At 40.1% G+C, this 13,192-nt stretch carries 16 protein-coding genes; 5 read left to right on the forward strand and 11 right to left on the reverse strand.

Going from position 1 to position 13,192, the window contains the following annotated elements; all coding sequences use genetic code 11:
• The first annotated feature begins 333 nt into the window (after window positions 1–333).
• Genes HT724_RS07555 through HT724_RS07570 form a run of 4 tightly spaced genes read left to right on the forward strand, consistent with a single transcriptional unit; the run spans window position 334 to window position 3,621 of the window.
• Window positions 334–1,467, forward strand: coding sequence for a ThiF family adenylyltransferase (locus HT724_RS07555; protein WP_023936973.1), 1,134 nt, complete (start codon window positions 334–336; stop codon window positions 1,465–1,467).
• Window positions 1,464–2,375, forward strand: a complete 912-nt coding sequence (locus HT724_RS07560) for an ABC transporter ATP-binding protein (protein ID WP_079252898.1) — start codon at window positions 1,464–1,466, stop codon at window positions 2,373–2,375. The genes HT724_RS07555 and HT724_RS07560 overlap by 4 nt, the downstream gene beginning before the upstream one ends.
• Before the next feature lies 1 nt (window position 2,376).
• Entirely contained in the window at window positions 2,377–3,099 is a 723-nt protein-coding gene (locus HT724_RS07565; RefSeq protein WP_000191422.1) for an ABC transporter permease, read from the forward strand.
• A gap of 48 nt (window positions 3,100–3,147) precedes the next feature.
• A complete protein-coding gene (locus tag HT724_RS07570; RefSeq protein ID WP_000155488.1) occupies window positions 3,148–3,621 on the forward strand; it encodes a GNAT family N-acetyltransferase in 474 nt (157 codons plus the stop codon).
• Between the two features lie 146 nt (window positions 3,622–3,767).
• On the opposite strand, the gene HT724_RS07575 is transcribed toward HT724_RS07570, so the two are convergent.
• From HT724_RS07575 to HT724_RS07610, 8 genes are all read right to left on the reverse strand, one after another.
• Complete coding sequence (locus tag HT724_RS07575; RefSeq protein ID WP_000814970.1) at window positions 3,768–4,229, reverse strand: ECF transporter S component; 462 nt, start codon at window positions 4,227–4,229, stop codon at window positions 3,768–3,770.
• Window positions 4,207–4,980 (reverse strand): bifunctional hydroxymethylpyrimidine kinase/phosphomethylpyrimidine kinase, encoded by a 774-nt coding sequence (locus HT724_RS07580; protein ID WP_000794765.1) that lies wholly within the window; start codon window positions 4,978–4,980, stop codon window positions 4,207–4,209. Before HT724_RS07580 ends, HT724_RS07575 begins: the two co-directional genes overlap by 23 nt.
• Entirely contained in the window at window positions 4,970–5,719 is a 750-nt protein-coding gene (gene truA, locus HT724_RS07585; RefSeq protein ID WP_000199190.1) for a tRNA pseudouridine(38-40) synthase TruA, read from the reverse strand. Before truA ends, HT724_RS07580 begins: the two co-directional genes overlap by 11 nt.
• Before the next feature lie 318 nt (window positions 5,720–6,037).
• Window positions 6,038–7,189: an MFS transporter gene (locus HT724_RS07590; RefSeq protein ID WP_054392605.1), complete on the reverse strand. Its 1,152-nt coding sequence runs from the start codon at window positions 7,187–7,189 to the stop codon at window positions 6,038–6,040.
• Window positions 7,190–7,428: 239 nt separating this feature from the next.
• The gene (locus HT724_RS07595; protein WP_000033949.1) at window positions 7,429–8,058 is read right to left on the reverse strand and encodes a Pr6Pr family membrane protein; all 630 of its coding nucleotides are present in this window, start codon (window positions 8,056–8,058) and stop codon (window positions 7,429–7,431) included.
• Between the two features lie 2 nt (window positions 8,059–8,060).
• Window positions 8,061–8,399, reverse strand: coding sequence for a zinc ribbon domain-containing protein YjdM (locus HT724_RS07600; RefSeq protein ID WP_001061591.1), 339 nt, complete (start codon window positions 8,397–8,399; stop codon window positions 8,061–8,063).
• A gap of 130 nt (window positions 8,400–8,529) precedes the next feature.
• The gene (gene cmk / locus HT724_RS07605) at window positions 8,530–9,201 is read right to left on the reverse strand and encodes a (d)CMP kinase (protein WP_173276183.1); all 672 of its coding nucleotides are present in this window, start codon (window positions 9,199–9,201) and stop codon (window positions 8,530–8,532) included.
• An 8-nt stretch (window positions 9,202–9,209) separates the two neighbouring features.
• Window positions 9,210–9,683 carry an SAG1386/EF1546 family surface-associated protein gene (locus HT724_RS07610; protein WP_173276184.1) on the reverse strand — a complete coding sequence of 158 codons (474 nt, stop codon included), beginning with the start codon at window positions 9,681–9,683 and terminating at the stop codon, window positions 9,210–9,212.
• Window positions 9,684–9,734: 51 nt separating this feature from the next.
• Between HT724_RS07610 and HT724_RS07615 the strand changes: the two genes are divergently transcribed.
• Complete coding sequence (locus HT724_RS07615) at window positions 9,735–9,941, forward strand: ferredoxin (RefSeq protein ID WP_173218573.1); 207 nt, start codon at window positions 9,735–9,737, stop codon at window positions 9,939–9,941.
• 50 nt (window positions 9,942–9,991) lie between these two features.
• Here the strand turns inward: HT724_RS07615 and HT724_RS07620 are convergent, their stop codons facing one another.
• The 3 genes from HT724_RS07620 to HT724_RS07630 form a co-directional block, all read right to left on the reverse strand.
• Window positions 9,992–10,957: a glycosyltransferase family 2 protein gene (locus tag HT724_RS07620; RefSeq protein ID WP_173276185.1), complete on the reverse strand. Its 966-nt coding sequence runs from the start codon at window positions 10,955–10,957 to the stop codon at window positions 9,992–9,994.
• Window position 10,958: 1 nt separating this feature from the next.
• Entirely contained in the window at window positions 10,959–11,978 is a 1,020-nt protein-coding gene (gene galE, locus HT724_RS07625) for a UDP-glucose 4-epimerase GalE (RefSeq protein WP_173276186.1), read from the reverse strand.
• A gap of 102 nt (window positions 11,979–12,080) precedes the next feature.
• On the reverse strand, window positions 12,081–13,184 hold the full coding sequence (locus HT724_RS07630) for an FAD-dependent oxidoreductase (protein ID WP_173276187.1): 1,104 nt from the start codon (window positions 13,182–13,184) through the stop codon (window positions 12,081–12,083).
• Window positions 13,185–13,192 lie beyond the last annotated feature (8 nt).

A 13,192-nucleotide genomic window follows, 5' to 3' on the forward strand; every position in this document is an offset into this window, starting at 1 on the left:
TATGAAAGGAGTTACAAAAATGAAAAATATTCAAGTGCGTAAAGTTATTGCTAAAACTGATATTAGCTGGGGTGTTTTCTAAATTTTGGGCACCTCTAAAAACTATCGGTTTTCTATGTTTAGTAACCAGAAAAGGTTGAAAAATTAGCATTTTAAAATTGAGTTTTTAGAGGAGTTCTTTTCTATTTATTCCTACTGTTGGAATTGAGTAGATAGGTTCACCATTTTCTTTCTACTTATTTCCATTTGTAATAGGAACTAGGAGTTGCAAGACGAGGATATATGATTTATAATCACCTCGTCTTCCTTTTTTAATAAAATAGTGAGGTTAAAATGAAATTCTATCATCCAAGAATAAAAGAAATATATCCTGTTTATAAACTTCATAAAAATTTATTTAGGATTGGGCTACAAATTGGTATAACCACAGAAATTAAGGATGATAATAATAAAATGTGGAATTTAGTCAATATTTTGGACGGACGTCCTTTTCAAGATATTCTCAATATCATGCTAACAAAATATGATGATTTAACTGAAGAAGACATCACAGGCGCTCTTGAACTCTTAGATAATGAGGGGGTTCTCGAAGAAGCGGGCGAAATTCAAGATATTAAAGAACGTTATCATTCAAATATATATTATTTCAGTCGCTATTTAAATAGCTTCCAAGATAGTATTGCAACACAGAAAAAAATTCATCAGTCTACTATCCTTTTACTAGGTCTTGGTGGTGGGGGTTCTAACATACTGACATTACTAGCAGGCTTGGGACCTAAAAAGATAAAAATAGTGGATTTTGACATTGTTGAGCAAAGTAATCTAGGAAGACAATTTCTATACAAGGAAGATGATATTGGCTTATCTAAAGTTCAAATTGCCCATAGAGAAGTTACAAAAATGAATTCCGATATTGAAGTAGAAACCCATAATATACGTATCACCTCTGTAAGTGACTTGATTCCTTTACTTGATGATGTTGATATTACGATATGTGTGATTGATGAACCTCAATATGATATTCAACGTATCGTAAATAAAGCAATCGTTACAAAAAATATTCCCTGTATATTTGGCGCCAGTCAAGTTAGTCGTGGTCGTGTCTATTCAGTTATCCCTTACCAAACAGGCTGTTTTGATTGTTTAAATATTTATTATACAAAAATTGACACTCTATTCCTTGAACAATTCCACGGTGTTCGTACGATTACAAAAACAATCCCTACAATAGCCTATGGTCCAGCAATATTTCAACTGACTTCTGCCATTGTTGATGAAACTATCCGATTATTAACTCAATATACGGAACCAATTAGCCTTAACCATCAATACGAAATCAATTATGAAAACGGAGCCTCATTCACACACGATTCTTGGGGACGCTATCTTGATGAATGTCCAACATGCGGCACAGGTAAAGAAGACGATTGGGAAATTTTTTCTAAGTACGGAGAATTAAAGTTATGACAACTGCAAAACTCGTAATTGATAATTTGACTAAATCTTTTGATGGTCAGCACTTAGCCAATAATCATATTTCCTTAGAAATATCACCAGCAAAAATCACGGCTTTTTTGGGACACAATGGAGCTGGAAAATCTACTCTATTGAATCAAATGATTGGTTTTACTAAACCTGACCAAGGAGATATTTTGTATGGTGATATTTCTTTTATATACAATCGTAAACAAGCACGCACCTTAATTAGTTATATGTCTCAACAATATGCCCCACTCGACAAATTAACCGTAGAACAAAATTTAGAAATACTTGGAAAAATGCGAGGATTGAGTTCCCAAGAACTAGAAAAAACAATCAGCCAGCTTCTCACTGATTTAGAAATTGAAGACTATCGTTACAAAAAAGGTAAGGATCTTTCGGGCGGTCTCAAAAGACTAACTTCCTTCGCTATGACACTAATCGGTAGCTCAGACATCATTCTTCTTGACGAACCAACAAATGATGTTGACCCCATTCGTCGTGAAAAGCAATGGCAATTATTGCAAAAGTTAGCTAGCAAGGGGCATACCATTATTATCGTTACTCATAATCTTCTGGAGGTTGAAAAATATGCAGATAATTACGCCCTCTTTAATAATGGTAGATTGCTCAAATCAGGAAAGGTTAAGCAAATCATCCATGACAAACTGTATCAGATAAGCTTTGATTTTAAGACTAGAAGTATATTAGACAAAATAGAAGATTATACAATTATCAATGGTGTTAGTTGTCAATTAGAGATTGAGGAAAGAAGTCTAGCTCCATTGATAGCACAACTGACAGAAGAACTTGGTCAAAAAACAATTTCCAATCTCTCTCTTCATCAAAAAACATTGACTATTTCTGACCTTTATAGAGAGGAGCTAACCAACTAATATGACTCAATTTTTTTACTTACTTCATTGGAACTACTTGCGCCAAAAAGAGCTTTTCATCCTTTTTACACTAGCACAGCTCCTCTTATCCATTTCTCTTCTTTTTGGCTACCCTCTAGTTATTGGCGATATCGATTCGACTACTGCCTACTATCTTTCGTCTGGTTCTGTTTTAATTGGAATTATCTCCATGGGTTGTACAATTTCCTCCCCTGTTATAGCAAATGATAAGTTGGAAGGGCATTTTGATTATATTCGTGCCTTACCCATCCCTAGGATATTCATTTCTCTCGCTGACTTGTGGATGTGGTTAATTGCCATTTTGCCGGGAGTTTTTATTTCTATTCTACTTGGGTATGTCCGTTTTTCTGTTCGTCTCCATCCATCTTTTCTTGGTGTTTTTATTGTGCTTCTGATTTGTCTTACTATGATTAGTCTGGGATTTGCTATAGCCTACACCTTTTCTCCAAATACAGTAACCCTTATGTCGCAGCTAATTCTTATGATTGGACTCATGTTCTCACCACTCATGTATCCTGCAGATCGACTACCTGAGTGGGTAAACCATCTTTACCGTGCCCTCCCTTTCGTCCCTTCCTCAAATCTTCTGCGAGCCAGCCTTTACGACTACGGAAATGTTTCTCTATTGGACATGAGTATTCTCATTCTTTGGATTATGTCAACACAGTTAATTATTTTAAGAACTCTTCATAAAGAAAAATGATTGCTCCTAAAGCTTTTCTTATAGACTAAGCCAATAAAAAGAACCTTCATGACTATTCGAAAAGCTAAACAAGAAGATATTCCTAAATTACTCGATTTATTACAACAAATCCTTACGCTTCACCACCAAGCTCGACCAGATATTTTTAAGCAAACTGGGACTAAATATAGTTCCTCTGAGTTGCAAAATATTCTCTCTCAAGAACATACCCCTATTTTTGTTTTTGAAGATGAGAAGGGACAAGTTCTCGGACACCTATTTTGTACCATAAAAGATAAAACAGATAATCCTGTTCTCCAAGAAATCAAAACCCTTTTTATCAAAGATTTATGTGTAGATCAAAATGCTCGTGGTCAAAAAATTGGTGATCAACTCTATCAATTCGCTCTCAATTATGCTAAAGAAATTGGCTGCCATAATCTAACCCTAAGTGTCTGGAATGATAACGAGGGTGCTCTCCGCTTTTATCAAAGACAAGGGATGAAACCCCAAGAAACAACAATGGAAATGATAATTGATTAAGAAGTAATCTATAAAAAGATGTTAGAAAAAGTTCAATTTCACTAGAAAATGAGGAAAATCTTCCCACAATAAAACGCATAGTATCAAGCTTTTCAAACCTGATACTATGCGTTTTTCTTATTTGAAAGACTTTTGACTCAGCCTCTTTACTTAATCTTCTTGATACTTTGACTAAGAATAAATCCTACAATCATCCCTACCATATTTTGCATGAAATTTGGTAAAATTTCTGGTAGGGCTGCTGCCCAGCCATTCATCAATGTAGAACCCAAGGCGTAACCCCCTACCATGGCAATCGTTGCTAAGATAAGGCCTAACCACTGAGTTTTTCCTTTAAATCCTGCGAAAAATCCCTGCAAGCCATGGTTGACCAAGCTAAAGAACATCCACTGAGGATAGCCTGATAAGAGGTCAATCAAGAAACCTGCTAGTCCTCCGACTACAGCTCCTTCACGACTACCAAAGTAAAAGGCCGCAAAGAAAACACCCGCATCTAAAAGAGTTAGAATACCTGTCGGTGTTGGAATTTTTAAGAAATAGCCTAGAACCACAGAAAGGGCGGTTAAGAGGGATACAAGGGCGATTTTAGTTGTTTTGGTTTGCTTCATATTGTCTTACTCCATACTGATCTGCCTGTGCAATGGCACGGTAAACGAAAGCCTTTGAGCTTTCTACTGCTGGTAAAAGTTCATCACCTTTGACTAGATGACTGGCAATGCTGGAAGCAAAGGTACAACCTGCACCAGCATTTTGCCCTTGAATGACAGGATTTTCTAGAACTGTAAAGTTTTGTCCATCATAAAAGACATCCACAGCCTTGTCCTGACTAAGGCGATTGCCTCCCTTAATAATGACTGCTGGCGCTCCTAAATCATGCAATTTCTGCGCTGCAGTTTTCATGTCTTCCAAGGTTTTGATTTCTTGACCAGCTAATAATTCTGCTTCTGGGAGGTTAGGCGTAATCACACTGACATAAGGGAAAAAGCGAATCAACTCTTGGCAAAGTTCACTAACTGCTACGTCGTGCGTTTCCTTGCAGACCAAGACAGGGTCCAATACCACAGGCACTCCTGGGCGTTTCTTGATAAAGTCCAATGCCTTCTCAGCCACACTGACAGTAGGGAGAAGACCAATCTTAATTCCCCCAAACTCCACATCACGCAAGCTATCCAATTCATGTTGAAAAATGGTATCGTCAGTTGGAAAGACTTCAAATCCTTTTTCTGTCAAGGCTGTCAAACAAGTCACTGCTACAAAGCCATGCAAGCCGTTCAAAGTATAGGTAGCCAAATCAGCTGACAGGCCACCACCACTAAAAATATCATTTCCAGAAAGTGCTAAAATACGATTATTCTTCATAACGAATCTCCTTTAAATATAAACCATTTGGTGCTGCAGTGGGACCTGCAAGCTGCCTGTCCTTTTTCTCCAAGATCAGGTCAATCTGCTCTACTGGCATACGCTTGTTGCCGATTTTGAGCAGTGTCCCCACCATATTGCGAATCTGTTTATACAAGAAACCATTTCCTGAAAAGGTAAAAGTCAAAAACTGGCCTGTCTCATCAACCCTAAGACTGGCTTCTGTAATAGTGCGAACCTTATCCTCTACACTAGTCCCAGAGGCTGTAAAGCCAGTGAAATCATGGGTTCCTTCTAGCTTTTTGACGGCCTCCTGCATCCTCTCCACATCAAGTGGGTAAGGGAAGTGGGTGGCATAGTGACGGCGCATGGGATTTTTGGGACGTCCTCTATCCACGATAAACTCATAGGTCTTGCTATGCTTAGCATAACGGCAATGAAAATCATCCGCTACCAGATCAATCGAAATCACATCAATATCTTCAGGGGACTGGGTGTCCAAGGCAAAGCGAAGTTTTTCCTCATCCATTTGATAGGGCAAGTCAAAATGAAGCACCTGTCCCAGAGCATGAACCCCACTATCTGTCCTACCAGCACCGTGAACAGTAATAGCTTGCCCTTTATTTAACCTGGTCAAGGTTTTTTCAATTTCTTCCTGAACGCTACGCGCATGAGGCTGGCGCTGAAAGCCAGCAAAGGCATAACCATCATAGGAAATAGTTGCTTTATATCTCGTCATAACCTCTATTTTATCAAGAAATTAGTCTGTAAACAAGTACCTAAAACAAATATTGTATGGGTATAAAAATCTCATACTCTTCGAAAATCTCTTCAAACCACGTCAGTTTCCATCTGCAACCTCAACACACTATTTTGAGCAACCTGCGGCTAGCTTTCTATAGTAGATTGAAATAAGATATGAACAACTCTATTAGGAAAGTCAAATTAATTTCTAGAAATGTTTTAGCAGCTACAGCGTACTATTACAAACTCAATCAACTATAGTTTGCTCTTTGATTTTCATTGAGTATCAAAAGAAAAACTTAGGAAACCAATCCTAAGCTCTCTTTTGAAATAGGTACATGACAAAGATAGAGGTTACAATCAACCAACCTCCTAAGATGGCAAAGACCAGCATCCCATTGTGCGTTAGTAACCCTATTGCACCTAGAATGAATGGGGTCGTAAAAGCTCCGAAACTACAGCCTAAAACTGCAAATGAAGTTGCTTGATTGAGGAGTTTAGCTGGAATTCGTTCAGAGACAAGTTGAAAGACCGTCGTCAAGACTACACTATAGGCAAATCCAGCCAGAACACTTCCTGCTACTACCACCCACAAGGATGGAGACAAGGCAATCACGATTTGCCCCAAGCCAAATGTAATACCAGACCAGAGGAGCAGTTTCTCTTTAAAGATAGAAATCAAGAAAGAAAAACTCACTCCAGCCACAATCCCGATTAACTGCATGAGACTAAGAACAAAACTAGATAACTGGGCATCCCCCAATCCTCTTTCCACCATCAAACTTGGAATACGGATGGTAATAGCTGTATTGGTACAAACTACAGCTGCCGCTTCGATAGCTAGGGTAAAAATCAAGCCTTTCATTTCTCGAGTTAAACGACTTGCTTCCTTCGCTCTTTTCTTGACTTCTTTCTTTGATTTTCCATAAGGGACAAAGAGCAGATAAAGGGGCAGCACCAAAAATCCAGCACTATAGGCTAGAAAGATAGCTGTCCAACCAAAGGCCAACAACTGACCGACGGCCAAGGTAATGAGAGAAGCTCCAACGACCTCTGCAGAAGCGCGTAGCCCTAACATCTGAATTCGCCTTTTTCCTTGATAGCGTTCACTGATAATAGAAATGGCCTTGGCATTGATCATCCCAACACCTAAACCAAAAAGAAGCCGTGTTCCAAAGACAAAGGGATAGGCTTGGTACCAGAAGGGAGCTGTACCGCTCAATGATAAAATCAGCAAGCCCAAACTAATCTGTAAGCGCTCAGGAAATATTTTTTCTAAGAAACCATTTAGCAGTAACATCATCATGATTCCAAAGGAAGGCAAGCTCACCAAGAGCTCAATTTGTTCCTTAGAATAACCCTGATAATAGTCAAACATGGCTGGTAGGGCACTCGAAATGGAAAAGGAGGTAATCAAAACGAGGGAGAGAGCCAAAATGCTGGCCCGTTCTAAAAATTGTTTCATGAAATCTCTTTCTATATTTCTCTTAATCTTCTACTTTTTTGATAGTTATCAAAAAAGCAAGAAAAGAAGAAGCCTCATTGGTACACAGACTCCTTCTCAAACTCGAAAATGAATCCCTTGTGTCTTATACTCAATGAAAATCAAAGAGCAAACTAGGAAGCTAGCCGCAGGCTGCTCAAAACAGTGTGTTGAGGTTGCAGATGGAAACTGACGTGGTTTGAAGAGATTTTCGAAGAGTATTAGAATGACTTTCTCTTGATTTGCTTAATAAAGTAGAAGATAAATCCTGCTACCATATAGGCAACAAAGATAATCAGACACCACTTGAATACGACATCCCAACCCTTGTTCACATTTAAAAAGAAGTAAGGGAAAGGATTATCCTTGGCATTTGGAATATTGAGTTTTAGAACCAAGCCATTAAAAAGAGCAAACATCATATACAGCAAGGGTAAAATGGTCCACACTGCTGGATCCCAAATCTTATATTGACCCTGTTTGTCAAAAAAGAGGGTATCCGCTAAAAACCAGATGGGAACGATATAGTGGCAAAGGAAATTTTCTAGGGTATAGAAATTAGTCGCAATGGGCGCCAAGAGGAAATGGTAAATCACACAGGTAATCATGATACTCATGGTGACCCCACCTTTTAAGCGCAAGAGACTTGGCCTTTGCCAATTTTCACCTACACGGCTCATAACCTTTAGAAGATAAAGGGTAAAAATAGTTACCAAGAGGTTGGACAGAACCGTGTAATAGAGAAGCATCCCAAAACCACCATGCTTAGTAATTTCAAGATAAACTCCCGTAAAAGCCGCTAGAAACAAGAAGATACGGCTATAAAATACAAGTTTATAGTGTTTTGACATGCTTAAATCTTCCTCACAAACTCTGATTTAAGTTTCATGGCACCAAAACCATCAATCTTACAGTCGATATTGTGGTCGCCTTCTACGATGCGGATATTTTTCACGCGCGTCCCTTGTTTCAAATCTTTTGGCGCACCTTTTACTTTCAAGTCCTTGATGAGAGTTACTGTATCACCATCAGCCAATTTATTTCCGTTGGCATCGATAGCGACAAGACCTTCTTCTACTTCTGCAACTTCAGCAGGATTCCACTCATGAGCACACTCTGGGCAAACCAGTAGGGCACCGTCTTCGTAGACATACTCTGAGTTACATTTTGGACAATTTGGTAAATTGTTCATGGTTTCTCCTTATCATCATTCACTATTCTTTGAAAATCAAAATTTCTCGAACAGCAACTATTATACCCTAAAATCAGCATTTTGACAAATTTAGAAAAAAACCGATATCAATCTATCGGCTTTTCTACATTTACATTCTTTTTTCAGCTTCTGCTTTGATTTTTTCAACTACTTCTTGAATGTTCAAACCAGTTGTATCAAGGTAGACAGCATCCTCTGCTTGTTTGAGAGGAGAAGTCTCACGATGACTATCCTTGTAGTCACGCGCAGCAATTTCCTTTTTTAGGGTTTCAAGGTCTGTTTCAATTCCCTTGGCAATATTTTCCTTGTAACGGCGCCCTGCTCTCTCATCAACAGAAGCTACTAGGAAAATTTTCAATTCTGCTTGTGGCAATACAACAGTTCCAATATCGCGACCATCCATGACAATCCCGCCTTGCTGGGCAATTTCTTGTTGGAGAGAAACCAGTTTCTCACGCACTTGAGGAATTGCTGCAATAGCAGAAACATGATTGGTCACTTCATTTTCACGGATAGGATGGGTAATATCCACATCTCCTACAAAAACAAGCTGGTCTCCAGTTTCTGAACGTCCAAAACTGATTGGATGCTGGTCCAACAAGGCTAGAAGGGCTTCGACTTCTTCAACTCCTAATTGGTTCTTAAGAGCCATATAGGTCGCTGCACGATACATAGCTCCTGTATCAAGGTAGGTGAATCCAAAATCCTTAGCAATAATCTTTGCGACCGTACTCTTACCGCTGGAAGCAGGACCATCAATAGCAATTTGAATTGTTTTCATATCGGCTCCTATTTTATTTTTATAACATCACCTGGATTAGCAAACCAAGACCCTGTAGCCATGTGCCCAGGATTCAAGGCTTCTAACTGAGCAATCGAAATCCCAGCACGAGCTGCAATGGCTGCTTCCCCTTCTCCTGCGAGAACTTTAATCGTTCCTTCAGGATTAGCAGCTTCTTCTGAACTACTAGAAGTAGATTCTGGCTCTGAACTTTGCTCAGGCTGGGAACTGCTTGAAGATGAGACTTGTGCTACACTTGCATCAGAATCGTGAAAATCTTTCAAGGCTGCTGTGCGATTACTCCCCCCCGATGATAGATAGATGAGAACGATGACCATCACCACCACAATTACAAAGAAAATACTAGCTAAGATCGTCAAAATACGATTAGCCACTACATCTCTGCCTTGAGTTCTCTTACGACGCTCTGCTCTTGATTCTTCTTGATCATAAATATCTTCTTGCCACGGTTCTTTTTCCATACCCTACTCCTTGTTTTTTTTTACTTTTCTTATTACAATATAAATATGAACATGAAAATCACACTTATACCTGAACGATGTATCGCCTGTGGGCTTTGCCAAACTTATTCTGATTTATTTGATTACCACGATAATGGAATCGTGCGTTTTTACGATGACCCTGACCAACTAGAAAAAGAAATTTCTCCTAGCCAGGATGTCTTAGAGGCTGTTAAAAATTGCCCAACTCGCGCCCTGATTAGCAATCAGGAAGCCTAAATCAATGGCGATAATCCACTCCCTCTAGTTTAGCACATTTCCATGTAAAATTATAGTCTTTTCACTTTATTTTTTTCTGTAAAATCAGGAAGGTCACTTTTTTCTTTGATAAGATAAAGTGGTCTTTTTTTAGTCTCTAAATAAATCTTACTGATATACTTGCCGAGAATCCCAATGGTCAAGAGTTGAATGCCTCCAAGAAAGAGAATGACAGCCATCAGAGAGGTCCAACCCGATGTCGGATTGCCCAAAATGAGGGTCCGAACCACAACAAAAAAGGTCATCAGCAGAGAAATGAAACAAGATAGGAGACCAGCCGCAAAGGCGATAATCAAGGGAAAATCTGAAAAATTCACGATCCCTTCAATGGAGTAGAAAAAGAGTTGCCTAAAACTCCAACTGGTCTTACCAGCCTGCCTTTCAACATTTGGATAGTCCAGATAGTGGGTTTTAAAGCCGACCCAAGCAAAGAGTCCCTTTGAAAAACGATTGGACTCGGTCAAGGATAAAATAGCATCGACTACAGACCGTCTCATCATGCGAAAATCACGGACACCTGACGGCAGGGCTACTGGGCTGATTTTTTTCATAAGGCGATAAAAGAGATTAGCGCAGAGACTACGTAAAACTGGTTCTCCCTCCCGACTGGTTCTCCGTGTCCCAACACAGTCCAAATCTACATTTTGGTCTAGTAAGTTTTTCATCTCAAGCAACATACTAGGAGGATCCTGGAGGTCTGCATCCATTACCACCACCAGATCTCCTGTCGCATATTGTAAGCCTGCATACAGAGCTGCTTCTTTTCCAAAATTTCGTGAGAAAGAAAGATAATGCACTGCCGGATTTTGTTCCCGATAGGCCTTTAAAAGTTCCAAGGTCCCATCGCTCGATCCATCATCGACAAAGACATACTCGATTTCTATTTCCAAATCTGGAAGTAAAGCTTCCAAAGCCTGATAAAAAAGAGGAAGTACTTCCTCTTCGTTTAAACAGGGGACAATGATTGACATCACCATCTTAGTCTTCAAATCCATTTGGATGCTTGCTTTGCCAACGCCATGCGTCTTCACACATTTGGGTGATGCCTATTTCTGCTTCCCAGCCCAGTTCTGCTTTGGCTTTTGCAGGATCTGAATAGCAGGCTGCGATATCCCCTGGGCGACGGTCTACAATGCGGTAAGGAATTGGACGTCCCACTGCTTTTTCCATATTTTGGATAATTTCAAGAACTGAGTAGCCTTTCCCTGTTCCAAGGTTATAAATGTTTAGGCCTGAACCCTTTTGGATTTTTTTCAGAGCTGCAACGTGACCTTTAGCCAAGTCAACAACGTGGATATAGTCACGAACACCAGTTCCGTCTTCCGTATCGTAATCGTCTCCAAACACTTGCACTTGCTCTAATTTTCCAACGGCTACTTGAGTCACATATGGCAAGAGATTGTTTGGAATACCGTTTGGATTTTCCCCCAAATCACCACTCTCATGGGCTCCAATTGGGTTAAAGTAACGAAGCAAGACCACATTCCATTCTGAGTCTGCCTTGTAGATATCTGTCAAAATTTCCTCAAGCATAAGCTTGGTACGACCATATGGGTTGGTCACTGAAAGTGGGAAATCTTCCAAGATGGGCACTGTGTGCGGATCCCCGTAAACTGTCGCAGAAGAACTGAAAATGATGTTTTTACAGTTGTTTTCTTCCATGACCTTCAAAAGACTAACAGTTCCAGCGATATTATTGTCATAATAGGCAAGAGGAATACGGGTAGATTCGCCAACAGCCTTCAAACCAGCAAAGTGAATGACCCCTGTTGGTTCTTCTTGTTTGAAAATGTCACGAAGATTATCTGTATCACGGATATCTGCCTCATAGAAAGGCACTTCAACTCCTGTAATTCTCTCAACAACTTCTAAACTTTTTCGATTGCTGTTGACAAGGTTATCCACCACAACAACTTGATGACCTGCTTGGATTAACTCAATAACAGTGTGGGTTCCGATAAAACCTGCTCCACCCGTTACCAAAATCTTTTCTTGCATCTTTTTTCCTCGATTCTCGGATTATTTTTTCTTATTTTACCATTTTTGATAGGGAATGTCATTTGCCATCCTAGAGGGGAGGCTAAAATTTCAGTAAAATTCTTATTCGCTTTTTAGTCGTTTGACATAGTTTTCAATTGGATAGTTTAGAGGGTCCAAGATCAACTTCTTGTCTTGGATCAGTTGAGCTAGATGGTAGCCAATGATAGGACCAGTTGTGAGGCCTGATGAACCTAGACCACTAGCTGCATAGACACCAGTTAAGCCAGGTACTTGCCCAAAGAAAGGTGAGAAATCACTGGTATAAGCACGGATTCCCACACGCTCACCAGCTCTGGTAGCTTCTACTAAACTAGGATAGCAAGGCAGGGCTGCCTCCTCCATTTGTTGGAGCAAGGTTTCATCCACCGTCAAATCAAATCCCATATCATTTTCATGGGTAGCGCCTAGGGACAATTTCCCACCTGCAAAAGGAATCAAATCCCACTCCCCTTCGGGCATAACAACAGGGTAGGATTCCAGGTCTTGAGCAAACTGATAATCTCGGAGTTGCCCCTTTTGGGGACGAACATCTACTTCATAACCCAAGGGTTCTAATATGTGACCCAACCAAGCTCCCGTTGCCAAAACAACCTGGTCAAACACCTCTTCACCAATCTGGTAACCTGATGCTAACGGTGTCAGAGTTACTTTTTCTTTGACAAGCTTGACCTGACTGGCTTCTAGCAAACGAGTCACTAAGAGTTGGCCATCTACTCTCGCTCCACCAGAAGCATAGAGCAGGTGGTCAAATTCCTGCAAACCAGGGAATAATTCATTAGCTGATGCTGGGTCCAGAATGGCTAATTGCCCTATCAAGGGAGATTCTTCTCTGCGCTGGAGGGCTAGTTGATAAAATTCTTCCAACTTAGTTTCATCCTTTTTCAGGAGAAAGACTCCCGAACGCTGGTAAAAGTCGATTTCTTGCCCTGACTTCTCTAAATCAGCTAATAAATCCACATAAAAGTCAGCCCCCAAGCGTGCCATCTTGTACCAAGCTTTATTGCGACGTTTGGAAAACCAAGGGCTGATAATTCCTGCTGCGGCCTTGGTAGCCTGACCCTGTCCATGGTCAAAAACGGTCACCTCTAAATCTGCTTCTTTGGAGAGGTAGTAGGCAGCAGTTGCCCCTACAATCCCTGCTCCAATAATGGCAACTTTTTTCATTGTCTTCA

It is taken from the genome of Streptococcus sp. k-402, from assembly GCF_013277515.1.
Lineage (GTDB): Bacteria > Bacillota > Bacilli > Lactobacillales > Streptococcaceae > Streptococcus.